This window comes from Streptomyces sp. NPDC053076, from assembly GCF_044546845.1.
GTDB lineage: Bacteria > Actinomycetota > Actinomycetes > Streptomycetales > Streptomycetaceae > Streptomyces.
Genome location: NZ_JBITZL010000009.1, coordinates 128,098 through 154,348 on the forward strand (window position 1 = coordinate 128,098; position 26,251 = coordinate 154,348).

The 26,251-nt window shown below is 70.7% G+C and carries 26 protein-coding genes; 11 read left to right on the plus strand and 15 right to left on the minus strand.

Annotation, left to right across the window (positions count from 1 at the left end):
* The first annotated feature begins 61 nt into the window (after positions 1-61).
* Positions 62-1,180, plus strand: coding sequence for a phosphoserine transaminase (gene serC / locus ACIGYR_RS31395; protein WP_399606126.1), 1,119 nt, complete (start codon positions 62-64; stop codon positions 1,178-1,180).
* 64 nt (positions 1,181-1,244) lie between these two features.
* Here serC and ACIGYR_RS31400 read toward each other — a convergent pair whose 3' ends face one another.
* Complete coding sequence (locus tag ACIGYR_RS31400) at positions 1,245-1,424, minus strand: DUF397 domain-containing protein (protein ID WP_391846650.1); 180 nt, start codon at positions 1,422-1,424, stop codon at positions 1,245-1,247.
* Complete coding sequence (locus ACIGYR_RS31405) at positions 1,421-2,290, minus strand: helix-turn-helix domain-containing protein (protein ID WP_399606370.1); 870 nt, start codon at positions 2,288-2,290, stop codon at positions 1,421-1,423. The genes ACIGYR_RS31400 and ACIGYR_RS31405 overlap by 4 nt, the downstream gene beginning before the upstream one ends.
* Positions 2,291-2,464: 174 nt before the next feature.
* Between ACIGYR_RS31405 and ACIGYR_RS31410 the strand changes: the two genes are divergently transcribed.
* Both ACIGYR_RS31410 and ACIGYR_RS31415 read left to right on the plus strand, forming a co-directional pair.
* Positions 2,465-2,887: an ATP-binding protein gene (locus ACIGYR_RS31410; protein ID WP_399606122.1), complete on the plus strand. Its 423-nt coding sequence runs from the start codon at positions 2,465-2,467 to the stop codon at positions 2,885-2,887.
* Positions 2,868-3,158 carry a hypothetical protein gene (locus ACIGYR_RS31415; RefSeq protein WP_399606120.1) on the plus strand — a complete coding sequence of 97 codons (291 nt, stop codon included), beginning with the start codon at positions 2,868-2,870 and terminating at the stop codon, positions 3,156-3,158. The genes ACIGYR_RS31410 and ACIGYR_RS31415 overlap by 20 nt, the downstream gene beginning before the upstream one ends.
* Here ACIGYR_RS31415 and ACIGYR_RS31420 read toward each other — a convergent pair.
* Both ACIGYR_RS31420 and ACIGYR_RS31425 read right to left on the minus strand, forming a co-directional pair.
* Positions 3,148-3,996: a helix-turn-helix domain-containing protein gene (locus ACIGYR_RS31420; RefSeq protein ID WP_399606117.1), complete on the minus strand. Its 849-nt coding sequence runs from the start codon at positions 3,994-3,996 to the stop codon at positions 3,148-3,150. The two genes, ACIGYR_RS31415 and ACIGYR_RS31420, sit on opposite strands and share 11 nt — an antisense overlap.
* Positions 3,997-4,014: 18 nt before the next feature.
* A complete protein-coding gene (locus ACIGYR_RS31425; protein ID WP_399606115.1) occupies positions 4,015-4,767 on the minus strand; it encodes a DUF6879 family protein in 753 nt (250 codons plus the stop codon).
* 438 nt (positions 4,768-5,205) lie between these two features.
* On the opposite strand from ACIGYR_RS31425, the gene ACIGYR_RS31430 reads away from it, so the two are divergent.
* A complete protein-coding gene (locus ACIGYR_RS31430; protein ID WP_399606112.1) occupies positions 5,206-5,439 on the plus strand; it encodes a DUF397 domain-containing protein in 234 nt (77 codons plus the stop codon).
* Positions 5,440-5,520: 81 nt separating this feature from the next.
* A complete protein-coding gene (locus ACIGYR_RS31435) occupies positions 5,521-5,991 on the plus strand; it encodes a hypothetical protein (RefSeq protein ID WP_399606110.1) in 471 nt (156 codons plus the stop codon).
* 32 nt (positions 5,992-6,023) lie between these two features.
* Here the strand turns inward: ACIGYR_RS31435 and ACIGYR_RS31440 are convergent, their stop codons facing one another.
* Together ACIGYR_RS31440 and ACIGYR_RS31445 are read right to left on the minus strand one after the other, a co-directional pair.
* Positions 6,024-7,550 (minus strand): cellulase family glycosylhydrolase, encoded by a 1,527-nt coding sequence (locus tag ACIGYR_RS31440; RefSeq protein ID WP_399606108.1) that lies wholly within the window; start codon positions 7,548-7,550, stop codon positions 6,024-6,026.
* A gap of 138 nt (positions 7,551-7,688) precedes the next feature.
* Positions 7,689-8,657, minus strand: coding sequence for a WD40 repeat domain-containing protein (locus ACIGYR_RS31445; protein WP_399606106.1), 969 nt, complete (start codon positions 8,655-8,657; stop codon positions 7,689-7,691).
* Between the two features lie 99 nt (positions 8,658-8,756).
* On the opposite strand from ACIGYR_RS31445, the gene ACIGYR_RS31450 reads away from it, so the two are divergent.
* The gene (locus tag ACIGYR_RS31450) at positions 8,757-9,440 is read left to right on the plus strand and encodes a GDSL-type esterase/lipase family protein (RefSeq protein WP_399606103.1); all 684 of its coding nucleotides are present in this window, start codon (positions 8,757-8,759) and stop codon (positions 9,438-9,440) included.
* A 225-nt stretch (positions 9,441-9,665) separates the two neighbouring features.
* On the opposite strand, the gene ACIGYR_RS31455 is transcribed toward ACIGYR_RS31450, so the two are convergent.
* On the minus strand, positions 9,666-10,772 hold the full coding sequence (locus ACIGYR_RS31455) for a hypothetical protein (RefSeq protein WP_399606100.1): 1,107 nt from the start codon (positions 10,770-10,772) through the stop codon (positions 9,666-9,668).
* A 323-nt stretch (positions 10,773-11,095) separates the two neighbouring features.
* Between ACIGYR_RS31455 and ACIGYR_RS31460 the strand changes: the two genes are divergently transcribed.
* The gene (locus ACIGYR_RS31460) at positions 11,096-12,091 is read left to right on the plus strand and encodes an aldo/keto reductase (protein ID WP_399606097.1); all 996 of its coding nucleotides are present in this window, start codon (positions 11,096-11,098) and stop codon (positions 12,089-12,091) included.
* A 180-nt stretch (positions 12,092-12,271) separates the two neighbouring features.
* Here the strand turns inward: ACIGYR_RS31460 and thpR are convergent, their stop codons facing one another.
* Entirely contained in the window at positions 12,272-12,844 is a 573-nt protein-coding gene (gene thpR / locus ACIGYR_RS31465) for an RNA 2',3'-cyclic phosphodiesterase (RefSeq protein WP_399606094.1), read from the minus strand.
* A 40-nt stretch (positions 12,845-12,884) separates the two neighbouring features.
* Between thpR and ACIGYR_RS31470 the strand changes: the two genes are divergently transcribed.
* Entirely contained in the window at positions 12,885-13,409 is a 525-nt protein-coding gene (locus ACIGYR_RS31470; RefSeq protein ID WP_399606092.1) for a GNAT family N-acetyltransferase, read from the plus strand.
* 89 nt (positions 13,410-13,498) lie between these two features.
* Here the strand turns inward: ACIGYR_RS31470 and ACIGYR_RS31475 are convergent, their stop codons facing one another.
* The gene (locus ACIGYR_RS31475) at positions 13,499-14,842 is read right to left on the minus strand and encodes an MFS transporter (protein ID WP_399606089.1); all 1,344 of its coding nucleotides are present in this window, start codon (positions 14,840-14,842) and stop codon (positions 13,499-13,501) included.
* Positions 14,843-14,869: 27 nt separating this feature from the next.
* Complete coding sequence (locus ACIGYR_RS31480) at positions 14,870-15,307, minus strand: MarR family winged helix-turn-helix transcriptional regulator (RefSeq protein WP_399606086.1); 438 nt, start codon at positions 15,305-15,307, stop codon at positions 14,870-14,872.
* A 155-nt stretch (positions 15,308-15,462) separates the two neighbouring features.
* Between ACIGYR_RS31480 and ACIGYR_RS31485 the strand changes: the two genes are divergently transcribed.
* The gene (locus ACIGYR_RS31485) at positions 15,463-15,645 is read left to right on the plus strand and encodes a ribbon-helix-helix protein, CopG family (RefSeq protein WP_391846626.1); all 183 of its coding nucleotides are present in this window, start codon (positions 15,463-15,465) and stop codon (positions 15,643-15,645) included.
* Positions 15,646-15,693: 48 nt separating this feature from the next.
* On the opposite strand, the gene ACIGYR_RS31490 is transcribed toward ACIGYR_RS31485, so the two are convergent.
* Positions 15,694-17,145 carry an NCS2 family permease gene (locus ACIGYR_RS31490; RefSeq protein WP_391846624.1) on the minus strand — a complete coding sequence of 484 codons (1,452 nt, stop codon included), beginning with the start codon at positions 17,143-17,145 and terminating at the stop codon, positions 15,694-15,696.
* 173 nt (positions 17,146-17,318) lie between these two features.
* On the opposite strand from ACIGYR_RS31490, the gene ACIGYR_RS31495 reads away from it, so the two are divergent.
* Both ACIGYR_RS31495 and ACIGYR_RS31500 read left to right on the plus strand, forming a co-directional pair.
* A complete protein-coding gene (locus tag ACIGYR_RS31495) occupies positions 17,319-17,585 on the plus strand; it encodes a DUF2530 domain-containing protein (protein WP_391846622.1) in 267 nt (88 codons plus the stop codon).
* A gap of 107 nt (positions 17,586-17,692) precedes the next feature.
* The gene (locus ACIGYR_RS31500; protein ID WP_399606081.1) at positions 17,693-20,089 is read left to right on the plus strand and encodes an HAD-IC family P-type ATPase; all 2,397 of its coding nucleotides are present in this window, start codon (positions 17,693-17,695) and stop codon (positions 20,087-20,089) included.
* Positions 20,090-20,149: 60 nt separating this feature from the next.
* Here the strand turns inward: ACIGYR_RS31500 and ACIGYR_RS31505 are convergent, their stop codons facing one another.
* From ACIGYR_RS31505 to ACIGYR_RS31520, 4 genes are all read right to left on the minus strand, one after another.
* On the minus strand, positions 20,150-20,932 hold the full coding sequence (locus tag ACIGYR_RS31505; RefSeq protein WP_399606078.1) for a hypothetical protein: 783 nt from the start codon (positions 20,930-20,932) through the stop codon (positions 20,150-20,152).
* 196 nt (positions 20,933-21,128) lie between these two features.
* On the minus strand, positions 21,129-22,016 hold the full coding sequence (locus ACIGYR_RS31510) for a hypothetical protein (protein ID WP_399606075.1): 888 nt from the start codon (positions 22,014-22,016) through the stop codon (positions 21,129-21,131).
* A 40-nt stretch (positions 22,017-22,056) separates the two neighbouring features.
* Positions 22,057-22,815: a calcium-binding protein gene (locus ACIGYR_RS31515; RefSeq protein WP_399606072.1), complete on the minus strand. Its 759-nt coding sequence runs from the start codon at positions 22,813-22,815 to the stop codon at positions 22,057-22,059.
* 130 nt (positions 22,816-22,945) lie between these two features.
* Positions 22,946-26,104, minus strand: coding sequence for a sacsin N-terminal ATP-binding-like domain-containing protein (locus tag ACIGYR_RS31520; RefSeq protein WP_399606069.1), 3,159 nt, complete (start codon positions 26,102-26,104; stop codon positions 22,946-22,948).
* Between the last annotated feature and the right edge of the window lie 147 nt (positions 26,105-26,251).

The window sequence follows — 26,251 nt, forward strand, 5'->3', positions numbered from 1 at the left end:
TCTCGTCTCATCGAACGGACACGTCTCCACCTCGCTTTCCGTCAGCGGCTAACCTCCTTTCGTGGCCGACATCCAGATTCCCGCTGACATCAAGCCCGCCGACGGACGCTTCGGCGCGGGCCCCTCCAAGGTGCGGACCGAGGCGCTGGACGCCCTCGCCGCCACCGGTACGTCCCTGCTGGGCACCTCCCACCGTCAGGCGCCGGTCAAGAACCTGGTCGGCAAGGTCCGCGAGGGCATCTCCGAGCTGTTCTCCCTGCCCGAGGGCTACGAGGTGGTCCTCGGCAACGGCGGCTCCACCGCCTTCTGGGACATCGCCACGCACGGCCTGATCGAGAACAAGTCGCAGCACCTGAACTTCGGTGAGTTCTCCTCGAAGTTCGCCAAGGCGGCCAAGCGCGCCCCCTGGCTCGCCGAGCCGACCGTCATCGCCGCCGACCCGGGCAGCCACCCGGAGGCGCGGGCCGAGGCGGGCGTCGACGTCTACGCCTTCACCCACAACGAGACCTCCACCGGCGTCGCCATGCCGATCAAGCGGGTGGCCGGCGCCGACGAGGGCGCGCTCGTGCTGGTGGACGCCACCTCCGGCGCGGGCGGCCTGCCGGTCGACATCGCCGAGACGGACGTCTACTACTTCGCCCCGCAGAAGTCCTTCGCCTCCGACGGCGGCCTGTGGATCGGCGTGTTCTCCCCGGCCGCGATCGAGCGCGCCGAGCGGATCCACGCCTCCGGCCGCCACGTCCCGGAGTTCTTCTCGCTGCCGACGGCGATCGACAACTCCCGCAAGAACCAGACGTACAACACCCCGGCCCTCGCCACCCTCTTCCTGCTGAACGAGCAGCTGGAGTGGCTCAACGGCCAGGGCGGCCTCGCCTGGTCCACGGCCCGCACGAAGGACTCCTCGACCCGCCTGTACAGCTGGGCGGAGGAGTCGAAGTACGCCACGCCGTTCGTCACCGACCCGGCCAAGCGGTCCCAGGTCATCGGCACGATCGACTTCTCCGACGAGATCGACGCCGCCGCCGTCGCCAAGGTGCTGCGCGCGAACGGTGTCGTGGACACCGAGCCGTACCGCAAGCTCGGCCGCAACCAGCTGCGCGTCGCGATGTTCCCGGCGATCGACCCGGCGGACGTCGAGGCGCTGACGAAGTGCGTCGACTACGTCATCGAGAAGCTCTGACCTCTCCAGTACATCGCTGAAGGGCGCCCGGTGAACTCCGGGCGCCCTTCGTGCGTGCGATGCGTTACGCGAACTGCTGGATGAAGGCGTGCCAGCTGTCGCGGGAGACGGTGAGGAGGGGGCCGTTGTCCTGCTTGCTGTCGCGGACGGCTCGGCCGCCGGGGGCCGTGTCGGCGACCTCTACGCAGTTGCCCTCTCCAGCGGAGTACGACGACTTCCGGAAGCTGCTTACGACCTCGGTCACGATGTGTTTTCCTTGCTACTTCGCAGTGCGCTCCGCATGAGCCGCGCACTGGCATCCGGTGCCAGTGCTGCCGATCGTAGATGGTCGAACGCGTTGGCGTAAGCGGCAAGATCCTCAGGTGCCTCAAGGACCGAGGTGCCGCGCAAGTTTTCCATGGTCACGGCTTCGACGGTCGGCTCGGACTCGAAGCTGAAGGAGGAAAAGGCGTACGTCGAGCCGGCCACCGCACCCGCACTGAACGGCAGTACCTGGACGGTGACATTCTTGCGCTCGCTCACCTCAAGAATCTTGGACAGCTGTTCCCGGTGTATATCGACGCTCACCATCGGCTGGGTGATGACGGCTTCCCACAGGATGGCCGTGTACGTCGCGCCACCTTCCTGGATCTTCGCCTGACGCGCCTCGCGCACCTTCACCAACTGGGCGATGCGTTCGGGAGCGATGTAGTGAGGAGTGGCCGCGATAACCGCTTCCGCGTAGGCCGGAGTTTGTAGCAGCCCGGGCACCAATACCGGCTGCCATTCCCGGATGTACGTCGCGTCGTCCTCCAACGCGATGTGATCGACATAATCCGGCCGCAGGTGTGCGGCGTGCTCAAGCCACCAGCCGCGCCGCTTTGCCTGGCGGGCCAACTCCTCAAGCTTCTGCCGGACTTCGGAGTCGGTCACACCGTACGCCTCGAGCATGGCCCGGATTTCCAGCGGGCGGGCGGACACATGACCGGTCTCGATGCGGCTGACCCTGGTCTGGTGGGCGGCAATCACGTCGGCGGCCTGGACCTGATCCATCTTCGCCGCCAGCCGGTACGTCTTGAGTGCAGCGCCAAGTCGCCTACTGCGAACAGTCGGTCGTCCACCTACAGGCATCCCGCCCCCTCTCGTCGCAACGAAACTGTAGAGCATGCCGACATCGAACATACGTCTAACAGCATGTATGCACCTCTACGCATTGCGGCTATCTCCAATGCGGCTCTAGCCTCATGGGTGCACGGCGCTTTCATTTCCGCATCTTGACGTCTCGTCAGGAGGTACGGCACCCCCATGCCCGCAACCGAAACCTTCCGCATCCCCACGCACTGCCGGCACGTACCGACAGCCCGGCAGCACGTCCGCAAAGCCCTCGCCAACTGGGGCGTCACCGGTGAACTCTCCGACCAGATCACCCTGTCGGCGAACGAACTCGTCACCAACGCGGTGAGCCACTGCTGGATTTCCCACGCCCGCGTCCGTGTCACGCTCGTCCTGTGCGGGCGGGACCTGCTCCTGGAGGTCTCCGATCCCGACCGGGACAGGCTTCCCCGGCCCCGCAACCCCGGCCCGGACGAGGAAGGGGGCCGGGGCCTCGCCCTGGTGGCGGCGCTGGCCGACGCATGGGGGCATCGACAGGGGCCGTACACCAAGACCGTGTGGGCCCGCTTCACGCTCACCCCTGCGGAGGCGCCCGGTGCTCCGGACCCTTCGTGAGGCGCTGACCCGCCTGTTCACCCGGCCGGCCTCCTCCGGCACCGCGCCGATCGACCTCGCGCGGGAGGTGCGCGCCCCGGACCCCTACGTGTGGCGGCTGCCGGACCCCTACGACGCCCGCTGGCGCCGCTGGGCCAGACGCTCCCGCGCGGCCGGCCACCGGCTCCCCCTCCCCCGCGACGAGGAGTGCTGGCAGGCTCCGCCCACGGCGCGGGCACCTCTGTGGGAGTCCTCCGAGGACGTGGTACGGCCGTACGTCCTCAGACCTTGATGCTCCGGCGGACGCGAGCGATCACCTGCTGGGCGTCGGCGCCGAAGACGGCCGACTCGGCGAGGGTGTCCCAGACGCGGCGGTAGAGGGCAATCGTTTCCGCGTCGTCCAGCCAGAGTGCGGCGTGCCAGTCCTCGACGGTGACCAGCCGGTCGTCCAGGATCCAGAACCCATTCGCCGGCGGCAAACGCAGTGCGGCGTCCCAGGGCACGATTCCCAGCTGGACAGTGTCCATGCCCACCACTCCCAGCAAGCGATCCAGTTGCGCTGCGAGCACCTCCGGCGGACACGCCTGAGCCCGCAGCGCGCCCTCCCACATGAGCGTCTTCAACTGCCTGCCCGGCTGGTAAAGCCATTCCTGCCGCTTCATACGGGCTCGCACCGCGTCCTCCGCGTCCTTTGGAGAACGCCGGAATTCCGCGTAGCGCTCAAAGAGGTTCCGAGCGTAGTCAGCGGTCTGGAGCATGCCGTTGACGACGAAGTTGTCCCACACGTGCAAGGTCCGGGACTCCCCGACCAAGGTGTTCCATGTCTCCTGCACGGGGGCATGACCCGCCGCGAGCTGGCGCCGCCAGGAGCGAATGTGGCTTTCGAAACCCCTCAGTCGGGCACGCAGTTCAGCGAAGACAGCAGGACGCCCCACAGCCTCGGCCCATGCCCGGAGGTCATCGTCCGTCGGCGTCTGCCTGCCGTTCTCCAGTTTGCTGACCTTCGACTGAGGCCACCCCAGCCGTTGGGCCAGTTCCGTACCGGTGAGCCGGCCATCGGGGCTTTCGGCGCGCAATTCTCGGAGTCTGCGGCCCAGTTCCGCACGCGCCCTCTGATAGTCCGTGCTCACCGATACCCGCTCATGCTCCTACGCGTCGCTGTGCATCTCCACCGTGAACTGCTTCCACGGTACGGCGTGGTGCCATGCAGCATCCCGCACCATGCAGCAGCGCACCACCTCCGCGGGTTCGGTGCTCAGGTCCACGTGCGTGAGCTGATCGTCGTCGTCGAATTGCAGGAGCGCGATGAGGCGGCTGTCGAACAGCCAGAAGTCCTCGGCGGGCAGGTGGAGTCGCTCCGCGTCGGCACGCCCCAGGTTGCGGATGTCCTCTCCCATGACGCTGTTCCGCTTGGCGTTGTCGAGGAGGTAGAGCTGACCCGTGGTAGGCGGCTGATCCACGATCCGCACCCGTTCGACGCGCTTGCCCTGAGCGGTCTGCTCGCGGATCGTCTTGCAGTAAGGGTGGTCGTACGTCCAGTTGACATGACCGGTCTCCACGAACTGCCGGTACGTGTCCGTGGCTTCGTCGCTCGCGTAGCGCCGCCGCGTTTCCAACCGCCATGCGGTGTGCTCGAACTTGCCGAACAGAGCGCTGAACTCGTCCAGGCCGATGGTTCGCACTTTCCGTGTCCGCTCCTTAGGTGTCCAGTCGACCAACAGCTCCCTCGGGACCACGATCGCCACCTCTCCGTCCGAGAGGTGCTGAAGCTGTTCGACCTCCTCCGGTTCGGTGAGCGGTGGACCGTGGACGATCACCTCCCCGCTGTCCAAGTCCTCATGCACAGACGGGCAGCCATCCTCACCACTCCCCGTCCCGTTGAACCGTAACCTGCGTGCCACGTACGCCCCCTTGGGCTCGGTGATGTCGGTGCCGCAAGCATGACGGTGCCTCTGAGTGAATGTCCATGCATCCAGAGTGACCACGCGAGAATAAGCGAGAATATTCGGCTTCTTGCCGCTCACCCGCCCCCTACGGTCATCCCCCGAAGCCACACCCACTCGGGGAGACACGGTGACACTCATGGCGAACGCTCAGCAGAGGCCCTCGGCGCAACCGCCCAGCGGCTTTGACGCGTGGCTGTTGGACTGCGTACCCGCCGCCGGCTGTGACGTGTGCGCCGCGAACTGGCGGCAGCTCATCGCCTGGAGGCGAGCCGGTGACGTCACGCGGGCCATGCGGCACGCGACCGAGATCCGGGACCACCCCTCGGGCGTGCACAACCCGTCCCTCTCCCCCCGTCCCCATGGACTCCCGCAGCGGAGCAGGAAGGTGCACCGATGGTGAACGGAAATGACCTCTACGCACTCGACATCGACGGCGCCTCGTTCGTGACGGCGTGCGGGGGAAACACCCACCCGGACGGCGAGTCGTGCGTGACCCTGGCCCGTATCGGCGCGGACGCCTGGGCTCTCGGTGACAGCAAGCGGCCCGACAAGGAGCCCCTGCGGTTCACGACGGAGGAGCTGAGCACCGCCGGGATCGACCCCGCGCGGTTCGGTCCGGCCCGCTGACCGTCCCGCCCCGTCCGATGCGTTCCGGCCCGCCTCCGAGCGGGCCGGAACGCATTGGGTCCACCCCCGAAGAGGACCCAGGTGCACCACCACGCCTACCTCTGGACCGGCCCCAAGCCCCGCTTCGACCAGGAGGCGCTGCGGCGCCCGCCCCACCCCGAGCCGCCCCCGCCCGGCAGCAGCCCGGAGCCGGCCCAGCGCCACCGGATGGCCGCCGTCGAGTTCCCGGCCGCCGACCTACCCCCGCTGGAGACGGCAAACTGGCTGGTCAAGCCGTGTTCGCTGGTGCGGGGCAGCTGGCCGGACCCGGCGGCCGCGGTGGCCTGGCTGGGTGAGCGGCTGGCCGCGTACGCGCCCCGGTTCGCGTCCCCCGCGCAGCGCGACGGTGACCGTCTGGCCACCCTCCTCACCCGCGCCCGCGAGCGGCTGGCGTACGGCGGTGACGTCTCGCTCGGCTTCTACCTCGAACGGCCCGTCTTTCTCTCCGTGGCCCTGGTGACCTGCGCCCCCAACCGCGCGCGGCCCACCCTGCCCTGCCCGCTGGACGGCTGAGGGCGCCCGGTGCCGTACCGGGCGCCCTCTCCTCATGTCGCCGTGCAGGTGAGCGAGGGTGCCGTGGCGCCGCCCGGCGCTCCGCCGAAGCCGAAGCTCGCCGAAGCCCCCGCGGCCACGCTGCCGTTGTGCGCGGCGTTCACCGCCGTCACGGCCGCGCCCGCCTGCGTGTAGCTCGCGTTCCACATGGACGTGACCTTCTGCGCGCCGCCCCAGGTCCACGTCACCTTCCAGGACTTCAGGGCTACCGTGCCGGTGTTGCTGACCTTCACGTCCGCGTTGAAGCCACTGCCCCAGTCGCTGCTGACGGCGTAGGTGGCACTGCACGCGGCGGTGCCACCGCCACCTCCGCCACCGCCACCGCTCCCGCCGCCACTGCCCGGGAACAACGGCGCCTTGACGCTCGCCAGGTACCCGTCCTTCACGGTGTCGACGGTCGTCCAGTCGTCCTTGAGGATGCCGCCGGTGTCACCGGAGTTGGGGTTCAGGGACCAGTACGTCCACTGGAAGGAGTCGGCGCCGTTCGCCGGCGTCGGCCGCAGGTAGTCCACCAGCGCGGCCAGCCATTTCCGGTCGACGGCCGACTGGAGCGTCGTACCGAACTCGCCCACCCACACCGGGGCGATGTCCTGCTTGAAGATGTAGCCCCAGTACTTGTCCCACACGCCCGGCATGTTGGCCGGGAAGGACGGATCGTCGAACCAGCTCTGCTGGGCGACGCTCGTGGCGTAGTCGTGGGCGGAGTAGACGACCCGGTCGGGCACGCTCAGCCGCACGGGGTACTGGGCGACGCCCATCAGGTTCCCGCCCCACCAGCCGGACACGCCGCCCACCGTCTGCACGCCCTCGACGAAGACGAGCAGGTCCGCATTGACCGACAGGACCGCGTTCCCGGCGCGCTGGGCGGCCAGGCGCCAGTCGGTGGCCTGGTCGCCGCAGCCCCAGCAGGCCGGATCGTGCGGCTCGTTGTGCAGGTCGATGCCGATGACCGTGTCCTGGCCCCGGTAGCGGGTGGCGAGGGCCTTGAGGTTGGTGATCCAGGTCGTCTCGGGCACGGCGGCGGTGTACCAGAGCGCCGACTGGCCGGCGGAGTCCGGGCGGTGCCGGTCCAGGATGACCTTCAGGCCGTCCTGTCCCGCGTAGGCGACGATCTTGTCCAGCACCTGGAGGGAGGTGAGTCCCTGGAGGTCGGCGTTCTTGCCGGTGGAGAAGTCGATGCCGCTGGGAGCGGCGCCGGCTTTGAGGATGTCGTCGCTGTAGGGGAGCCGGAGGGTGTTGTAGCCCAGCGTCCTCACCTGGTCGATCATGCTCTTGTAGTCGCGGGACCACAGGCCGTGGACCACCTGGTTGCTGGTCTCGAACCCGAACCAGTTGATCCCGGCGATGCGCACCGGCTGCCCGGACGCGTCCAGGATCTGCCGGCCGCTGGTGTGCCAGTACCCGGCTCCGGGGGCCGCGGCCGTCGGCGGGTCGGCCGCCTGTGCCGAGTACGTCCCGGCCAGGGGCAGGACGAGCACCGCGGCAGCAGCACACAGCGCTCTTCGCAAGCTGCGGAACATGTGTCGCTTCCTCTCGGGAGGCGCGGCCCCGCCTTCGATGGGAGCGCTCCCACCTGCCGCGCAGGTCCCAGGAAACTGAGACACCATGCGCACGTCAAGACCTGCGGCACACCTCGGTACGGCCGGCCGTCATGCCGCTCAGCGCCGCCGCAGCCACCGCAGCCCGAGGAAGGCCGCCACGCCGGCCGCGACGATCAGGGCACCCGTCTTGAGGCCCGGACTGCCGCTCCCGTCCCCGGTGGCGCCCGCACTCCCGCTCGCCGAGGGCGACTTCGCGGCGGGCCGGCCAGGGGCGTCCTCCGCCTGCACGGCGCTGTCCGCGCCCTCGCTGCCGTACATCAGCTTGGTGCCGTCGGCGGAGTACGACACGGACTCGCCCTGCCCCTGCAAGGGCACCTCCAGCCGGCTCTTGCCCTTGATCCGGCCGCCGTTCCAGTCGTAGTACACGCCGCCGAAGTAGCCGCGCACGGCGAGCTGCTCGCCGTCCGGGGAGAAGGCGGCGTCGGTGGCCCAGAGGTCGACGGGGGCGACGGGCTCGAAGACGTTCGCGCCGGACGTGGAGAGGGTGGCCGGGCCTTCGTACAGGTGCCCGCCGTCCTCCTTCTTGTCGATGATGTAGACGCGGCCGGTCTTCGGGTGGACGAGCAGCGACTCGGCGTCGCGCGGCCCGTTCCGGTACTTCACGACGTACTGCGTGGCGGTGACCGTCTGGTCCGTCAGCCGCTTCGGCTCGGGCAGCCGGTAGATCCACACGTACGGCCACTTGCCGCCGAAGTTGTCGCCGATGTCACCGACGTATATCTCGTTGTGCGGCCCGATGGAGATCGCCTCGACGTCACGCGGGGAGCCGATGCCGCGCAGGGTGATCCGGGCGACGGTGCTGCCCGTGGCACTGTCCACGGCGTACAGGTACGGCCCGTCGTCGCTGTCGTTGTGCGTCCAGTAGATGCCGGGGTGCAGCCGGGAGGCGGCGAGCCCGCTGGACTCCGTGATCCGCGGATCCTTCATGGTGAACCCCTGGTCGCCGGACGTGTCGGCGGCGGAGGCGGGCAACGCGCAGGCACCGGCGAGCAGCAACCCGGCGAGAACGGCGAACGGTCGGCGCATGGCCCAAGCCTGCCATTCCCCGCGGGGGTTCAGGTGACGTGGTCCGCCTCACAGGCCCCACCGATCCCAAGATCTCCGGCGATCGTCCATCATGAGCGAATGCTTAGGTTCATGCCCGTGGGTGACTCCATGACCATCGGGAGCGCGGGCGAACACACCTGGCGTCACCGTCTGTGGCGACACCTGTGCGCGACGCACGACGGCCCCTTCACCTTCGTCGGTCCGCGGGAGGCGCTGTACGACAAGCAGGCCGACGCCCCGACGTCCCTCGCCTACGCCGCACCCGGCTTCCCGCGTGCCCACCTGGCGGGCTGGGGCGAGGGCTGGCTGCACATGGCCCCGCTGATCGGCGAGGCGGTACGCGCCCACCGCGCCGACGTCCTCCTGGTCTCCCTGGGCCTGATCGACCTCGGTTTCTACACGAACGCCGAGCAGACGGCGCAGAACGTACGGGCCTTCGTCGCGAACGCGCGGGAGGCGGAGCCGCGCATCCGGATGGTGCTGCTCCCGGTCATCCCGAACATCCGGGCGGCGGCCGACCCGTCCTTCGCGGAGCAGGTGGACCTGTTCAACACGCTGCTCGCCAAGGCCGTCGCCGACCTCGACGAGCCCCGGTCACCGCTGCTGCTGGCCTCGCCGCCGGAGTCCTACGACATCCACACCGACACCTACGACGGCACGCATCCCAACGCGCGCGGTGAGCACCTGATCGCGGAGGCGTTCGCGGGAGCGATGTGGCAGGCGTGGGGAGTCGGACAGGCGTACGCGGCTGGAACGAGCTGACCGCTTTCCGGCGCCTCGTCCCCGCGGTGCCTGTCGTTGTACCGTGCGCCCGCACTCGTGGCCTTCGCCGGCTCGGCACCCTCCGTACTGCCCTCCATCGCGGCCCGGACGAAGGCGTGCCCCGCAGCCACCCAGTCCCCGGCCTCGCGTTCGTCGGATCTCCCCACCCCACGCCCATGCCGACGACCCGAACCAGAAGCGGTCACACGATCCGCCGGGCGGCGTCTAGTCCCGCTCCCACACGTACAGCGCGTCCCCCGACTCGCTCGGCGTCACCCACCCGCCGTCGCCCAGGGCCGTGGGCGGCCGGCTGCCGACAGGCACCGGGTAGGCGACCTCCACCGGAGTGCGCGCGTCCGCCGTGCCGATGATCCAGTGCCGGCCCTCCCCCCACTCCTCGTCGCTCTCCACGGTCGAGCCGATCAGGGTGGTCTCGTCGAGGAAGCCGCCCTCGTAGTCCCAGTAGGGAAGCGCCTCGTCGTTCTCCGGCTCGGCGGCGGGATGCCGGGGGACGGCCGTCCCGGCGTCCCACTCCTGGCCGTCCACCACCGCACCGCCCGCGTCCCGGACGGCCAGCCCGTCCTGCTGGTGGGTCACGGTCAGCAGCCGCCCGCCCGAGGGGCTCACGCCCGTCAGGACCAGATCGCCCTCCAGGTACGCGACGGACAACTCCCGCCCGTCCCAACGGCCCCAGCGCAGTGGCGCCCCGTCCTGGCCCTCCCCGATGCTCAGCCCCATCTGCCCCGGGTCGCACGGGTGCGGCAGATGGAAGCTGCCCGCCGCCGCTGCCTCGGCGTCGGCCCGCGCGAGCACCCGCCCGTCCCCCGCGTCCAGCACCAGCCACTCGTCGACGACGTCCGGGGACAGCTCCCCCACCGCCAACGGCCCGCGTACGTGCGCCCAGACGAACTTCCCGTCCACGGAGAAGGCGGCCGAACCGCCCTCGGGGTGACGGTGGTCCTCGCGGTCGCCGTACTCCTCGTACGACCGGTGCATCTCGCGGCAGGCGCCGTACCAGCAGCCGTGCCGCACCTCCCACCGTGTCACCCCCGACGGCTCCACCGCCCGCACCGCGTGCACGCCCGCGAACACGGCCAGCGTCCCGTCCGGCGCGAGGGCCCACTCCCCGCGCCGGCGCGGCCACGGCGCGGGCAGCCGCACCCGGTCCCCCGCCGGTACGAAGGAGTCGTCCAACGGCTGGACCAGAAGCGCGTCGTCGCCCCGCTGGGCCAGCAGGCGGCGGCCCGGGGGACCGAGCAGCTCGGGGAAGTCCGCCTCCGTGGCCGGCAGGAGCGCGGGGACGGTGGCACGGAGCCGGGCAGGGACAGTCACGGGGAATCTCCAGGGGTGGTGGGACTGCGCGCACCCTACGGCACCCCTCTGACAACCCGTCGGCCCCGGGATGGAGTGGCGCGGGTCACCTGGGCGCGGTCGTCACACCGGCGGCCCGGCCGGCATCTCGTGGTCGTCACGACGCCGCGCCGACGGATCCGCGCGGTACCCGATCCACGAATGAGGACCACGTCATGGAACCCCGTTTCGACCTGATGGCCGGCGAACTCGGCGCCAAGCTCGGCAAGCGGTTCGGCAACGTCAGGCACGCGGGCCCCGAGGCCCTTGCCTAGAGCGCACTCCAGGCCGTTGGCTGTCGGACCATGGAGTACACGCAGCTCGGACGCACGGGACTCAAGGTCAGCCGGCTCGTCCTCGGGACGATGAACTTCGGCCCGCAGACCGACGAGGCCGACAGCCACGCGATCATGGACGCGGCACTGGCCGCGGGCATCAACTTCTTCGACACCGCCAACGTGTACGGCTGGGGCGAGAACAAGGGACGGACCGAGTCCATCATCGGCAACTGGTTCGCCAAGGGCGGCGGACGGCGCGACAAGACCGTCATCGCCACCAAGGTGTACGGCAACATGGCCGCCGACGGCACGGCCGCCTGGCCCAACCACGACAAGCTCTCCGCACTGAACATCCGGCGCGCGGTGGACGCCAGCCTCAAGCGGCTCCAGACGGACCACATCGACGTCTACCAGTTCCATCACATCGACCGCAGCACCCCGTTCGAGGAGATCTGGCAGGCGATCGACGTCCTCGTCCAGCAGGGCAAGATCCTCTACGCCGGCTCCTCCAACTTCCCCGGCTACAAGATCGCCCAGGCCAACGAGGCCGCCGCCCGCCGCGGCGGCACCATCGGCCTGGTCAGTGAGCAGTGCCTGTACAACCTCGCCGAGCGCCGCGCCGAGATGGAGGTCATCCCGGCCGCGCAGGAGTACGGCCTCGGCGTCATCCCGTGGTCGCCGCTGCACGGCGGTCTGCTGGGCGGGATCATCAAGAAGGAGGTGCAGGGCGGTCGCCGCGCCTCCGGCCGGGCCGCGGACACCCTGGGCGATCCGACGGCCCGCGCGCGGATCCAGGCGTACGAGGACCTGCTCGACAAGCACGGTCTGGAGCCCGGCGAGGTGGCCCTGGCCTGGCTGCTGAGCCGTCCCGGCGTGACCGGCCCGATCGTCGGCCCGCGCACCGCCGGACAGCTGGAGTCGGCACTCAGGGCCGTGGAGCTGGAGCTGAGCGAGGAACTGCTGACCGGCCTGGACGAGATCTTCCCGGGCCTGGGCCCGTCCCCGGAAGCCTTCGCCTGGTAGACGCCCCGCAAGGGGCGCGGGGAACCGCGCGACCAGCCACGGACGGCTCGCAGCCGGGGGACGGCCGCGGTTCCCCACCGCTCCTAACGCATGGCCGAGGCCAAAGCCACCAGCACGAACAACAACACAAGCGCACCGGCCATGATCCGGTTCCGGGTTTTCGGGTCCACGTATGCGAGACTAACCGGCCCCGGCCAACGCCCAGCGGTCGACCACCACGTACCGGGGCTGCTCCCCCGGCACTCCGGACCGCGGCAGATCGCTCCGCACCAGCGCCACGTCGGTGACGTTCCAGCTCCGGCCGGTGAACTCGCGGAGCAGGCCGACGTACGGCTGTACGTCCACCGCGTCCCGGCTGCGGGCCAGCGTCAGATGGGCCTTGTAGCGGCGGTGTTCGCCCATCGGCACCCCGGCCTTCCGTGCCGCCGCCTCCGCCCGGTCGGCCAGCAGCCGCAGCTCCTCCACCCCTCCCCGGGCACCCGCCCACAGCGCGCGGCCGCGGCCGAACTGGCCGCCGCCCGCGACGGCGAGGGAGAAAGGTGCCGCACGCCGTGCCGCGCGGGCCAGGCGGTCCGACAGGGCCGGGACGAGGTCGTCGGCGACCTCACCGTAGAAGGCGAGGGTGTAGTGCCAGCCGGGGCGGCCGGTCCAGCGCAGCCGGTCGGCGCCCGGCAGCTGCCGCAACCGGGCCACTTCCGCGGCGAGTTCGTCCGCGATGTCCTCCGGGGGCAGTACGGCGGCGAAGAGTCTCATGACCCTCACGATCCCAGACCCCGGCGGGCATGATGGGGCGATGACGATCACCATTCGTGAAGGCGGCCCCGACGATCTGCCCGCGATACTCGGCATGCTCGACAGCAGCGTGGAGTGGCTCGTCTCACAGGGACGCACCGTCCAGTGGGGCACCGAGCCGCTGTCGACGCACGAGCGGACGGTGGCGGCGGTCGCGCGCGCCATGGCCGAGGGCACCACGTACATCGCCGAGGTCGACGGCGTGCCGGCCGCCACCCTCACCCTCACCGACGGGCCCGGCTCCTACCTGTCCCACCTTCCGCCACCCGGCGAGCCCGAGCGGTACGTCCACTGGCTCGCCTCCGACCGCCGCTTCAAGGGGCACGGCGCGGACAGCGCGCTGCTCGCGCACGCCGCCGAGGTGACCCGGCGGGCCGGCGTGGGCCTGCTGCGGGTGGACTGCTACGCGGGCGGGGACCGAGCGCTCGTCGCCTACTACGAGGCCAACGGCTTCACTCCGACGCACACCTACACCCACGGCCCGGACGACTGGCCGGGACAGGTGCTGGCCCGGAAGGTCCGCTAGCACCCGCCGGGGCCGTCCAGGGCGTTCAGGCGGCCTCCCCGGGGCCGTCGGGGACGTTCAGGCGCGGCCTCCGGGGCGTTCCGGGACGTTCAGGCGGCCGTCGCCAGCTGCTCCCGCTCGCGCGGGACGAAGCGGACCCGCGGGTGGCCGCGGTGCCAGCCCACCGACAGCCGCAGGTCGCCGATGCGGGCCAGGACCAGGCCGATCGCGCCGGCCGCGACGGCCGACACCACACCGCCGGCCGCGAAGCCGATCCGGGCGCCGTAGGTGTCGGTGATCCAGCCGACCACCGGCGCGCCCAGCGGCGTGCCGCCCATGAACACCATCATGAACAGGGCCATCACCCGGCCGCGCATGGCCGGGTCGGTGCCCATCTGCACGGCGGTGTTCGCGGTGACGTTCACCGTCAGGCCGAAGATCCCGATCGGCACCATGAGCAGCGCGAACAGCCAGTACGACGGTGCCACCGCGGCCACGGTCTCCAGCGTGCCGAAGGCCACCGCGGCGGCGATCAGTACCCGCAGCCGGGCCGTGCCGCGCCGGGCCGCCAGCAGGGCGCCGACCAGGGAACCGACGGCCATCAGGGTGTTGAAGAGGCTGTAGGCGCCGGCTCCGGCGTGGAAGACGTCGTCCGCGTAGGCGGACAGCCACACCGGGAAGTTGAAGCCGAAGGTGCCGATGAAGCCGACCAGGACGATCGGCCAGATCAGCTCGGGCCGCTTCGCCACATAGCGCAACCCCTCCCGCAGCTGGCCCTTGCCGCGCGGCGCCCGCTCGACCACGTGCAGCTCACGGGCGCGCATCAGCAGCAGGCCGGCGATCGGCGCGGCGAAGGACAGGCCGTTGGCGAGGAACGCCCAGCCGGTGCCCACACCGGTGATCATCAGGCCGGCCACGGCGGGGCCGACGAGCCGGGCGGACTGGAAGTTCGCCGAGTTCAGGCTGACCGCGTTCTGCAGCTGGTCGGGGCCCACCATCTCCGAGACGAAGGACTGGCGGGCCGGGTTGTCGACCACCGTGGCGAGCCCGACGGCGAAGGCGGCGACGTAGACGTGCCAGACCTGGACATGGCCGGTCAGGGTCAGCGCGGCGAGCGCGAGTCCGGTGACGGCCATGGAGGACTGGGTGACCAGCAGCGCGGGCCGCTTGGGCAGGCGGTCCACGAGGACGCCGCCGTACAGACCGAACAGCAGCATCGGCAGGAACTGCAGGGCCGTCGTGATGCCGACGGCCGCGGAGGAGCCGGTGAGGCTGAGGACCAGCCAGTCCTGGGCGATGCGCTGCATCCAGGTGCCGGTGTTGGAGACGACCTGGCCCATGAAGAAGAGGCGGTAGTTCCGGATCCTCAGCGAGCTGAACATCGAGGACTTGGGGGAAACGGGGGTGGTAGCGGTCGGTGCGGGGGCGGAAGGTGCTCCGGATCCCGAACTCAACAGTGTTCGCCTCCTCGGACGGCGTGCTTACAGGTGGGCGAGCTTCTCCAGCACGGGGGCGGCGGCGCGCAGGGCGGCCCACTCGTCCTCGTCCAGGCCCTCGACCAGGCCGGCCAGGAACGCGTTGCGCTTGCGGCGGCTCTCTTCGAGCATCGCCTCGGCCTGTTCGGTCTGGCTGACGACTTTCTGGCGCCGGTCATCGGGGTGCGGCTCCAGCCGGACCAGCCCCTTGGCCTCCAGCAGCGCGACGATGCGGGTCATCGACGGCGGCTGGACGTGCTCCTTGCGGGCCAGTTCGCCCGGGGTGGCCGAGCCGCAGCGGAAGAGGGTGCCGAGCACCGACATCTCGGTGGGGCTCAGCGACTCGTCGACCCGCTGGTGCTTGAGCCGACGGGACAGCCGCATCACGGCGGAGCGGAGGGCGTTCACGGCGGCAGCGTCGTCGCCATGGGTAAGGTCCGGCATGTTCTTTAGGGTAACTCATTACTCTGACTAAAGACCACTTGGACGCGCCCACGACGCCCGTGACGCCCGCCACTGAACCCTCTGATCACCCGTACGGGTGAGCCGGTTCCGGAAAGTGACGCATGGGGTGGCCGGGTGTGGCGACCCTCGTACGCATGGGGACCAGTGTGCTCAGCCTGCGGATGGACGGGGAGCTGCTCGAAAGGCTCCGGCACCACGCGGCGAGAAGAGGAATGAGCGTCCAGGACTATGTCGTCCGGACGCTCATTCGGGATGACTTCGACGAGCGGTTCCAGACCGCCGTCGAGGAGACGGAGAAGTTCTACGGGGTCACGTGAGGGCTCCCGTGGAGGTACCGCGGGTCACGTGAGGGCTCCCGTGCGGGGTCAGGTGAGACCCAGGGCCGGCATCAGGTAGTAGAAGGCGAAGACGGCCGAGACCACGTACATCGGCACCGGGATCTCCCGGGCCCGCCCGGCGACCAGGCGCAGCACCGTGAAGGTGATGAAGCCCATGCCGATGCCGTTCGTGATCGAGTACGTGAACGGCATCATCAGCATCGTCACGAAGGCCGGGATCGCGATCGTGTAGTCCGCCCAGTCGATCTCCTTGATGGAGTTCGACAGGATCAGGAAGCCGACCGCGATCAGCGCCGGGGTGGCCGCCTGGGAGGGGACCATCGTGGCGATCGGGGTGAGGAACAGCGCCACGGCGAACAGGCCGCCCGTGACGACGTTCGCGAGGCCGGTACGGGCACCTTCACCGACGCCCGCCGTGGACTCCACGAAGGCGGTGGTGGCCGAGGAGGAGCTGGCACCGCCCGCGGCGACCGCGAGGCCGTCGACCAGGAGGACCTTGTTGATGCCGGGCATGTAGCCCTCGGCGTCGGTCAGCTTGGCCTCGTCGCTGACGCCCATGATCGTGCCCATCGCGTCGAAGAAGCACGACAGCAGGACCGTGAAGACGAAGAGGATGCCGGTCAGCACGCCGACCTTGGAGAAGCCGCCGAACAGGCTGACCTGGCCGACCAGGCCGAAGTCGGGGGTCGCGACCGGGTTGCCCGGCCACTTCGGCACCGTCAGGCCCCAGGACGGGATCGTGGCGACCGCGTTGATGATCACCGCGAGCACGGTCATGCCGACGATGGAGATGAGGATCGCGCCCGGCACCTTGCGGACGATCAGCGCGAAGGTGAGCAGCGCGCCCAGGATGAAGACGAGCACCGGCCAGCCGGTGAGGTGACCGCCCGTGCCCAGCTGAAGCGGGACGGTGGTCTGGGCGACGTCCGGTATGCGGGTGACGAAGCCGGAGTCGACCAGGCCGATCAGCATGATGAACAGGCCGATGCCGATCGAGATCGCCTTGCGCAGTCCGAACGGCACGGCGTTCATCACGCGCTCGCGCAGACCCGTGGCGACCAGCAGCATGACCACGAAGCCGGCCAGGACGACCATGCCCATGGCGTCCGGCCAGGACATGCGGGGCGCCAGCTGGAGCGCGACGACCGAGTTCACACCGAGCCCCGCGGCGAGCGCGATCGGCACATTGCCGATGACGCCCATCAGCAGCGTGGCGAACGCGGCCGTCAGCGCGGTCGCCGTCACCAGCTGGCCGTTGTCCAGGTGGTGCCCGTACATGTCCTTCGCGCTGCTGAGGATGATCGGGTTCAGCACGATGATGTACGCCATCGCGAAGAAGGTGGCCAGACCGCCACGGATCTCACGGGCCACGGAGCTGCCGCGCTCGGTAATCCTGAAGTAGCGGTCGAGCGCGCCGAAGACGGGTGCCCCGCCCGGCTTTTCGGGCGTGGGGGCCTTGGCGGGTGCCGAGGTGGACATGCGGGACCTCATCACCAACGGGGTTCCCCCGAGCCTCGTTGGAGTTTCGTATGAACGGAAGTGGCCAAAGACAAACGGTTTCAGTATGAAGATATGAGAGAGAGATCGCTATCTCCGCGCGTAGACCTGATCACCCGGCCGGTGGGCGTCCTGCGGCCCATAAGCTGTCTCCCATGGCCAAGTGGACCCCCAAGCACGAGGCGCCCGAGCCCCTGGAGGGCCCCGTGGTCGCCACCATCACCGGCGGCACGATCGTGTGGTTCGTGCTCTTCCTCGTCCAGCTGCCCTTCTACGGCTGGTTCGACGACCACGATCACCTGTGGTGGCTGTGGACCTGCCTGGCCGGGGGCGGGCTGGGACTGATCGGCGTCTGGTACGTCCGCAAGCGGGACGCGGCGATCAAGCGGGACGCGGCACTGAAGGCGGCCGGCGCGAAGTAGCCGTACGAAGTGGCCGTACGACCTGGGCGGGACCCCGGTCCTCCCCCCGTCGGACATCGGCCGGGCTCGGCAGGTGAGCGGGCAAAACCGCACGTACCGTCGAATGCATGAGCCATATAGACGCGGGCGCTGAACTCGACCCCGTCCACCCCGTGGCCCTGCCCAGGAGCCGGCCGACGGGGCTGACCGCCGCCGAAGTGGCGCAGCGGCGCTCCCGCGGGCAGGTCAACGACGTGCCGGTGAGCGGCAGCCGGTCGCTGGGGGAGATCGTCCGGGCGAACGTCTTCACCCGGTTCAACGCGATCATCGGCGTGCTCTGGCTGATCATGCTGTTCGTCGCGCCGATCCAGGACAGCCTCTTCGGCTTCGTGATCCTCGCCAACACCGGCATCGGCATCGTCCAGGAATGGCGGGCCAAGCAGACCCTGGACGCGCTCGCGGTGATCGGGGAGGCCCGGCCGACGGTACGGCGGGACGGCGTGGCGACCGAGGTGGCCACCGACGAGATCGTCCTGGACGACCTGATCGAGATCGGCCCCGGCGACAAGATCGTGGTGGACGGCGTGTGCGCGGAGGCGGACGGGCTGGAGATCGACGAGTCCCTGCTCACCGGTGAGGCCGACCCCGTCGTCAAGCGCCCCGGCGACCCGGTCATGTCCGGCAGCTTCGTCGTCGCGGGCGGCGGCGCGTTCCAGGCCACCAAGGTCGGCCACGAGGCATACGCCGCCCAGCTCGCCGAGGAGGCGTCCCGCTTCACACTCGTCCACTCAGAGCTGCGCAGCGGCATCTCCACGATCCTGAAGTACGTCACCTGGATGATGGTCCCGGCGGCCGTCGGGCTCGTCATCACCCAGCTCGTCGTCAAGAACGACGACCTCAAGGACGCCGTGGCCCGCACGGTCGGCGGGATCGTGCCGATGGTCCCCGAGGGGCTGGTGCTGCTCACCTCCGTGGCCTTCGCGATCGGGGTCATCCGGCTGGGGCGCAAGCAGTGCCTGGTGCAGGAGCTGCCGGCCATCGAGGGGCTGGCCCGCGTCGACACCGTCTGCCTGGACAAGACCGGCACCCTCACCGAGGGCGGTATGGACGTCACCGGGCTACGGCCGCTGGACGGGGCGGACGAGGGGTACGTCCGCAAGGTGCTCGGCGCGCTCGGCGAGTCGGACCCCCGCCCGAACGCCTCCCTCCAGGCGATCATCGACGCCTATCCGGACAGCGTGGACTGGCGCTGTGTCGAGTCGCTCCCCTTCTCCTCCGCCCGCAAGTACAGCGGGGCCGCGTTCAGCGAGGGCGACGGCGAGACCAGCACCTGGCTGCTGGGCGCCCCGGACGTCCTCCTCGGCGCCGACGACCCGGCTCTGGCCGAGACCGAGCGGCTCAACGAGCAGGGCCTGCGGGTGCTGCTGCTGGCCCGCGCGCGCCGCGACCTGGACGACACCGAGCCGGCCCGGGGTGCCCGCCCCACCGCGCTGGTCGTGCTGGAACAGCGGCTGCGGCCCGACGCCTCCGACACCCTGCGCTACTTCGCCGAGCAGGACGTCCGCGCCAAGGTCATCTCCGGGGACAACGCGGTGTCGGTCGGCGCGGTCGCCACCAAGCTGGGCCTGGCGGGTGCGGCGGTGGACGCGCGGCGGCTGCCCGCCGAGGGGCCGGCGATGGCGCAGGCACTGGACTCGGCCACCGTCTTCGGGCGGGTCTCCCCGCAGCAGAAGCGGGACATGGTCGGCGCGCTCCAGTCGAACGGCCACACGGTCGCGATGACCGGGGACGGCGTGAACGACGTGCTGGCCCTGAAGGACGCGGACATCGGGGTCGCCATGGGCTCCGGTTCGGAGGCCACGCGGGCGGTGGCCCAGATCGTGCTGCTGGACAACAGCTTCGCGAGCCTGCCCTCGGTGGTCGGCGAGGGCCGCCGGGTGATCGGCAACATCACGCGCGTGGCGACGCTGTTCCTGGTGAAGACGGTCTACTCGGTGCTGCTCGCGGTGCTGGTGGTGTGCTGGCAGGTGGAGTACCCCTTCCTGCCCCGGCACCTGACCCTGCTGTCCACGCTCACCATCGGCGTCCCGGCCTTCTTCCTGGCGCTCGCCCCCAACACGGAGCGCGCCAGACCCCACTTCGTGCGCCGGGTGATGCGGTACGCGGTCCCCGGCGGGGTGATGGCCGCAGCGGCGACCTTCGTGACGTATCTGCTCGCCCGGCACCACTACTCCGGCGCCGGCGCCCTCGACGCGGAGACCAGCGCCGCCACCCTGACCCTGTTCCTGATCTCCATGTGGGTGCTGGCGATCATCGCCCGCCCCTACACCTGGTGGCGGATGGCCCTGGTGGCCGCGATGGGCGTGGCCTTCCTGCTGGTCCTCGCCGTCCCCGCCCTGCAGGACTTCTTCGCGCTGAGACTGGTCGGCCTGATGATGCCGTGGACAGCGGTCGGCGTGGCCGTGGTGGCGGCGGTCGTCCTGGAGTGCTCGTGGAGATGGGTCGACCGCCGCTTCCCGGACTAGGGCCTCTCGTTCGGATCATGCCGGGCTCGCGGGCCTGGTCCACACGAAGGACCCCGGGTGCTACTGCACGTCGACGTAGTCACCCGCGGCGCTGATGCCCGACGCGGTGGTCGAGCCGGCGTAGCTGAAGCGGTAGTAGCCGTCGTAGCCGGCCGTGACCGTCGTCTTCAGGGTGCCCGTGGAGGACGAGGTGACGGTCTTGACGGTGGTGTAGGTGGTGCTGCCCGCCTTGCGGAACTGGAGGCTGACGGACTGGCTGCTGAAGACCCCGTACGTGCCGTGCTCCCAGTCGGCACGGGTCAGCTTGCCGGTGACGGTGAGGGTGCTGCCCTTCTTCACCGGCTCGGGGGCGGCGTCGGTGGTGAGCTTGGTGGCGCGGCGGACCGGGAGGGTGCCGAGGCCGTCCTGCCACTTCTGGGCCTGGGTGTTCTTGTCGACCGCGACCCCGCCCTGCTTCCAGGTGCCCGCGTCCGAGTTGTACAGCTCGTCGGCGGGGATGGTGATCGTGGCCGAGCAGTTCACGGTGGTGGAGTCCACGGTGGTGCAGGTGCCCGGGTCGTCGCTGCCGACGAGGGTGTCGGCGTCCTTCGCCGAGGTACCGCGGTACAGCAGCGGGCCGGTGAGGACGTTCGCCATGGAGACCGTGGTGGGGTGCGTGACGGTGTAGGTCGCCGTGACCCTGACCGTGGAGGTGGCGCCGATGCTGATCGCCTTACCGCCGTTGATCTTCATGTCGGAGAAGGTGACGTTCGGCGCCGCGGCGACCGCGTGGGCGGCGGGCGCGGCGAAGGCGGAGAGGGCCAGGGCGCCGGAGACGGCGGCCACGGTGACACGAATGCGCATGTGCGTTCCCTAGGAGGGAGAAGTGATCGTGGAGTCGGTCGACTCACGCGATCAGATACGCGAGGCACCGACCTGGTTGTACGGCAAGAGCGCTTCTCGGCCAGATTTGGATCGGGGATTACCAGCGCATGACACAACTGAGAGGAAACGTTCCGGTCCGGGAGAGGCACGCCCTCCCGGACCGGAACGGTGCCGCTCACTTCACGTCGACGAAGTCACCCGCGGCGTTGACCGCCGGGGTGGTCCTGGTACCCCCGAAGGAGAAGCGGTAGTAGCCGTCGGCCGTGGCCTTGGCCGCCGTCCGCAGGCTGCCCGTGGAGTTCGTCCTGACGGTCTTCAGCGTGGTGTAGGTGCTGGAGCCCTTCTTGCGGAACTGGAGCTTCACGGACTGGCCGGTGTAGCCGTGGTACTTGTGGTCCTCCCAGTCGGCCCGGGCGAGCTTGCCGGTGACGGTGAGGGTCTTGCCCTTCCTCACCGGCTCCGGGGCCGCGTCGACCGTGAGCCGGGCGTTGCGCTGGACCAGGGTGGAGCCCAGACCGAACTGCACGGCCGTCTTCTCGCTGCCGAAGTCCAGGGCGACGGCGGCACCGTGCCAGGTGCCGGCCTGCAAGTTGAACAGCTTCAGGTCGCGGTCGGTCTCGCGCGGGTCGATGTCGATCGGCCCCTTGCAGGTGGCCGTGGTGGCCGAGGTCTCCACACAGGTGGCCGGTTCGTCGCCGCCCTGGACGTTCTCCGGGTCCTCGGCGGGACCCCGGTAGATCAGCGGTCCGGTGGCGAACATGTCGTCGGTGACGTCGACGTCGGCGCCGTGGGTCAGCTTGTAGGTGACCACGGGGGACGCCGTGACGGTCGTACCGACCTTGATCACCTTGGTGATCCGGAAGTCGGAGAAGGACACGTCCAGGTCGCCGATGGGCGCGGCGGTGGCGGTCAGGCCCGTCCTGCCCGCGGTGTGCTGGGCGAGGGCCGCGGCGACGTCCGCCCGGTACGACGAGCCGCCGTCCGCCGCGTACGCGGCCGGCAGCGCGAGCGCGGAGAGGGCCAGGGCGCCGGAGACGGCGGCCACGGTGACACGAATGCGCATGTGTTGTCCCTGAGTGGTGTGGCGCTGGGGTTCCGGCCGCTTACTGCACGTCGACGAGGTCACCGGCGGCGCTGACCGCGGAGGCGCTGGAGTTGCCCGCGAAGGAGAAGCGGTAGTAGCCGTCCACCGACGCCGTGGTGGTGGTCTTCAGGTTGCCCTTGGAGTCCGCCTTGACGGTCTTCAGCGTGGTGTAGGCGCTCGCGCTCTTCTTGCGGAACTGGAGCTGCACGGACTGCGAGCCGTAGCCGCCGAACTTCAGCGTCTCCCAGTTGGCGCGGCTGAGGGCGCCCGTGACGGTGATGGTCCTGCCCTTCTTCACCGGCTCCGGGGCCGCGTTGGCGGTGAGCTTGGAGGTGCGCTGGAAGGAGAAGGAACCGGCCTTCTCCTTCCAGAGGTAGTCGCCGTCGTCGGCGTCGATCCACGCGTCCACGTACCAGGTACCGGCGCTCTTGTTGGTGAGGTAGTCCGTCTTCGGGTCGATCTTCACCGAGGCGGTGCAGGTGGAGGTGGTGGCGTTGACCTTGGTGCAGGTGGGCTTGCCGGTCGTCGCGTACCCGTTGTCGGGGCCGTAGAGGTCGAACTCGTCGGCGCCCTTGATACCCGAGTTGTCCGTGGCGGTCACGCTGACCTTGACGGTCACCGCTGCGGAGGTGCCGATGGACACCTTGCCGTCGCCGTCCACGACCACCTTGGTGATCTTGGTGTCGCCCTGACTGCCGTCGGCCTGCGCGGCCGGAACGGCGAGCGCGGAGAGGGCCAGGGCGCCGCCGACGACGGCGACAGAGGCACGGATGCGCATGAGTTGTCCCCACGTTGAGATCTGGGGAGCCGGATGACTCCGCAGATGTGACGCGAGGACAAAGTGAAAGGTTGTACGACCGGTGAGAATTCCGTGGAGGAGTTGCCGGGAGAGGAAGGAGGGGCCGGGTTCAGTCGAACCAGCGGTCCCGTGCCAGCTCCTGCGTGCGTGACGGGTCCTCCAGCAGCGCGGCCACCTCGAAGCGCCGCGGCCACTGCCCCGCCGCCCACGCCAGCCCCGCCGCGACCCCCTCCAGAGTCGCCGCGTGCAGCACGCCGTCGCCGGTCAGCCGCCAGTCGATCTCCACGCCGTCCACGACCAGTTCGTCGTGCTCGACGTACGTCCGCTGCGTCCGCGGCCCGAGCAGCACCCGCACCGGGTCCGGTACGTCGTGCTCGGTCCCCTCGGAGTGCACCTCACCGGTGACGGACTCGCTGAGCCGGCGCACCTGGAACAGTTCGGCCAGCTCGGCGGCGCGCGCGGGCCGGACCGGCAGCAGTGGCACTCCGGAGGTGAACGGCAGCAGGTCCGGCGAGTCGACCACGACGGCCGCACCGGCCTCCACGACCTCCACCCGCCCGTCCACGACGGCCCGCAGCTCCTCCGGAAGGGTCACCCGCTCGGGATCCAGCTCCGCCAGCGCGCCGTACAGCCCGTGCAGTTGGCCGGACGTGACCGGCCGATCCGGATCGGCGAGCCGGTCCAGCAGCTCGGCGCCGCCGCCGGGCTCGTCCAGCAGCGCGCCGACGGAGGTGCGCACCCCGAGCGCCCGCAGCACCTGCTCGTCCTCGAACCCGGTGGCGTCGGCCTCGTCGTACAGCCCGTGCAGCAGCGGGTCCCCGCCCGCCGCGAGCAGACCGGCCGGGCGCCGCCCGTCGAGCACCGGGTGCCCGCGCAGCCACCAGGCCGTGTACGGCCGTACGACCTCGTGGGTGCCGTCGGGCAGCAGGACGCGCACGGACTGGGTCAGCGCGTCCCGCAGCGGCGGCCGGGCCAGCAGGGCGAGCGCCTCGGGCCAGTGGTCGTCGTCCACCAGGTCCAGGTCGCGCACGGCGACCAGCTCGGTGGCCACGGGCGGCACCGGACTGTCCGGGAACCGGTCGAGGATGTCCTCGCACCACACGTCCACGGCGTCCAGCAGCCCCACGTCGTCCGGCTCGGCGAAGTCGCCCTCGCGGGGCTCCAGTTCGTCCGGGTCCAGGACGACGTCGGTGGCGCGGACCAGCGCGAAGTCGGCGAGCACCCCGCACGCCGCCAGCGGCTGCTCCCCCCACTTCTCGGCCAGCTCCTCGTCCACGGCGGCCAGTTCACCCTCGCGGATCACCCGGGCGAAGGCACTGCCGGGGAACACCAGCTCTCCGGCGGGCGCCAGTTCCCCGTCCTCGTCGGGCAGCGCGAGAGCGCCCAGCCAGGGCTCGTCCCCCGGTTCGAGACCCGCGTCCCGGACCAGGGCGAGCACGGTCTCGGCCAGCTCCTCGGCGTCCAGCGCGTCCTCCTCCCACATCGGACCGCCGTCCTCCTCCAGGGAGTTGGCAACGGCGGCCCGCACCTGCGGGGTGGTCAGCACCGCACGCGGCGTGGCGGGCAGCGCGCCCAGCTTCTCCAGCAGCGGGTGCGCGGCATCGCTGTGGACGACCTTCAGCCCGAGCCGCCCCAGGACGTCCGCGTCGATCCGGGCCGCGTCCGCGGTGGGCAGCAGCACCTGCCGGGGCCCGATGGTGGTCCGCCCTCCCCCGGTGCCCACAGCCTGGGAGGCGCCCCCGGCGAGCGGCACGGGAAGCCCGGACAGCCGCTCGGGATCCACCCCGGCGAGGCTGTCGTACAGCCGCCACCACCACTCCGGTTCCTTCTCCAGCCCGGCGAGCCGGTCGACGGCGTCGGCGAGCGGCAGCCGGGCGACCCCGAGGGTCCGCAGCTCGACGCGCCGCTCCAGCCCCGCCGGGAGCAGGGTCGGCAGCACCTCGGCCAGCACCCGCACGGTGTCGGCCCCGGCGCCCTCCACGATCTCGGCGTCCCGGGGCCGCAGCGCCTCCGGCAGCTCGTCGTCGGCCTTGGCCTCGACGGCCGGCGGCAGGAAAGCGGCGCGCGGCAGCCGCTCCAGCACGGCCTGCCGCAGCGCCCCGTCCAGCTCGCCCTTCCCGAGCGGCCCGGGAACCAGGTCGATGATCCCCGCACCCACCGGCCGCCACCCGGCGAGAAGGTCGGCGTAGACGTCGGCCGCGCGCTGCACCAGGAAGTCGGTGAGGGGGCCCGGGGCCGCGTGCCGCCGGGTGGTGTCCAGCGGGAAGGAGGCGATGAGCAGCGCGGGCACGCCCAGCGGCTCGTCACTGGGCGTCGGAGCATGCAGGACCGGACTCGTGCGGGGCCGGGCCGGAGCGCCGTAGGCGTCGACGGGCACGGCCCAGGTCACCGACCAGTGGGGGCGCAGCCGCTCCTCCACCGGCCGGTCGGCGAGCAGGTCGGGGGTGAGCGGTCCGTGCGCGGAGGCCGAACGCCAGTTGGTGACGCCGTCCCGGGAGTCCTCCACGACCGTGAAGGGACCGTCGGTACGGCGGCTGAGAGTGCGCGGCGCCTCGTCGCCGACCTCCACGACGACCTCCTCCAGCCCCGGCAGGGCCAGCAGCAGGGCCTCGTCGACACCGGCGAGCAGCCGCTCGGCGAGATCGGCGGCGGCAGCGTCCCGCAGGGGCAGGATGACGGCGGTGTCGTACGGCTCCGGAGCGGTGCCCTCGGCGGCGAAAGGCAGCCGCAGCAGGGGCACATGACCGTCCCGGCGCCGCACCTCGTCGCCCAGCCCCGGACTGTGCCGGGCGGTCCCGGCGGCCAGCTCCCGGGCCTCGGCGAGGGACCAGCGCACCCCGCCGTGCCGCCCCACGATCGCCGGTTCGTCGGTCACGGCGAGCACGGCGGCGAAACCGACCCCGAACCGGCCGACGGCACCGTGCGTGGTCTCGGCGTCCCGCTTCGCGGAGGCTCGCAGCGTGGCCAGCGACTCGACACCGGCCGCGTCCAGCGGGGCACCGGTGTTCGCGGCCACGAGCACACCGTCACGCAGGGTGAGCCGCAACCGGCCGGGCGCCCCGGCCCGCGCGGCGGCGTCGGCGGCGTTCTGGGCCAGCTCGACGACGAGCCGGTCCCGGTAGCCGCCCAGGACGAGGTCCTCCTCGGCGTTGGCGTCCTCCCGGAACCGGGCGGGGCTGGTCACCCAGGCGTCGAGGACGCCGCGACGCAGACGGGCCGTCCCGAAGGGATCGGCACCCTCGGCCGCCGGCCGCACGAACTTGCTCACGTTCACTCTCCTCATCCGCGTGAGGACGAAGGTACAGCGCGGGCGGGCCGGAGGCCGAAGGGACGTGGTGGCCACGGAGCCGGGAGGCAATCAACGCGCACGGTGGGGGTATGCGGTGGAAACCCGTCCGTTCGCACGAAAGTGGTG

Bases quoted from the DNA above. Each gene is read 5' to 3' on its own strand.
- ACIGYR_RS31450 (WP_399606103.1), top strand. From the start codon at position 8,757: ATGCTTAGGTTCATGCCCGTGGGTGACTCCATGACCATCGGGAGCGCG.
- ACIGYR_RS31405 (WP_399606370.1), bottom strand. From the start codon at position 2,290: ATGCCTGTAGGTGGACGACCGACTGTTCGCAGTAGGCGACTTGGCGCT.
- ACIGYR_RS31485 (WP_391846626.1), top strand. From the start codon at position 15,463: ATGGGGACCAGTGTGCTCAGCCTGCGGATGGACGGGGAGCTGCTCGAA.
- ACIGYR_RS31500 (WP_399606081.1), top strand. From the start codon at position 17,693: ATGAGCCATATAGACGCGGGCGCTGAACTCGACCCCGTCCACCCCGTG.
- ACIGYR_RS31430 (WP_399606112.1), top strand. From the start codon at position 5,206: ATGGTGAACGGAAATGACCTCTACGCACTCGACATCGACGGCGCCTCG.
- ACIGYR_RS31495 (WP_391846622.1), top strand. From the start codon at position 17,319: ATGGCCAAGTGGACCCCCAAGCACGAGGCGCCCGAGCCCCTGGAGGGC.
- ACIGYR_RS31440 (WP_399606108.1), bottom strand. From the start codon at position 7,550: ATGTTCCGCAGCTTGCGAAGAGCGCTGTGTGCTGCTGCCGCGGTGCTC.
- ACIGYR_RS31510 (WP_399606075.1), bottom strand. From the start codon at position 22,016: ATGCGCATTCGTGTCACCGTGGCCGCCGTCTCCGGCGCCCTGGCCCTC.
- thpR (WP_399606094.1), bottom strand. From the start codon at position 12,844: ATGAGACTCTTCGCCGCCGTACTGCCCCCGGAGGACATCGCGGACGAA.
- ACIGYR_RS31470 (WP_399606092.1), top strand. From the start codon at position 12,885: ATGACGATCACCATTCGTGAAGGCGGCCCCGACGATCTGCCCGCGATA.
- ACIGYR_RS31410 (WP_399606122.1), top strand. From the start codon at position 2,465: ATGCCCGCAACCGAAACCTTCCGCATCCCCACGCACTGCCGGCACGTA.
- ACIGYR_RS31490 (WP_391846624.1), bottom strand. From the start codon at position 17,145: ATGTCCACCTCGGCACCCGCCAAGGCCCCCACGCCCGAAAAGCCGGGC.
- ACIGYR_RS31505 (WP_399606078.1), bottom strand. From the start codon at position 20,932: ATGCGCATTCGTGTCACCGTGGCCGCCGTCTCCGGCGCCCTGGCCCTC.
- ACIGYR_RS31480 (WP_399606086.1), bottom strand. From the start codon at position 15,307: ATGCCGGACCTTACCCATGGCGACGACGCTGCCGCCGTGAACGCCCTC.
- ACIGYR_RS31515 (WP_399606072.1), bottom strand. From the start codon at position 22,815: ATGCGCATCCGTGCCTCTGTCGCCGTCGTCGGCGGCGCCCTGGCCCTC.
- ACIGYR_RS31460 (WP_399606097.1), top strand. From the start codon at position 11,096: ATGGAGTACACGCAGCTCGGACGCACGGGACTCAAGGTCAGCCGGCTC.
- ACIGYR_RS31445 (WP_399606106.1), bottom strand. From the start codon at position 8,657: ATGCGCCGACCGTTCGCCGTTCTCGCCGGGTTGCTGCTCGCCGGTGCC.